This window comes from Undibacterium sp. RuTC16W (assembly GCF_049339445.1).
Lineage (GTDB): Bacteria > Pseudomonadota > Gammaproteobacteria > Burkholderiales > Burkholderiaceae_D > Undibacterium.
Map to the genome: position 1 here is coordinate 1 of NZ_JBMPPE010000053.1, position 392 is coordinate 392.

1 pseudogene is annotated in these 392 nt (G+C 61.0%); it reads left to right on the plus strand.

The annotated features are described in order from the left end of the window. A pseudogene (locus ACO0K4_RS19500) lies at window positions 1–392 on the plus strand (cytochrome c biogenesis protein DipZ); the annotation flags it as partial.

Consider the following 392-nt stretch of genomic DNA (forward strand, 5'->3'; position numbering starts at 1 on the left):
CCCTGTCGCGGTCGATAACAACTTCGCCATCTGGCGCGCGTTCGGCAACCAGTACTGGCCGGCGCACTACTTCATCGACGCCAAAGGCCAGATCCGCCATCACCACTTCGGCGAAGGCGAATACGCCCAGTCCGAGCAAGTGATCCAGCAACTGCTGGAAGAAGCCGGCCGCAAAAACGTCACCAACACCGTGGTCAGCGCCGAAGACGCGCAAGGCATTCAGCAGCAATCGGACATGGGCCAAGTGGGGTCGCCGGAAACCTACTTAGGCTACGAGCGCGCCGAAAACTTCGCCTCGCCGGAAAAGCAGGCAGCCAACGCAGCTCGTCTATACACGGCGCCTGCCAAACCAGCGCTGAATCAATGGGGTCTGTCCGGCAACTGGCTATCGC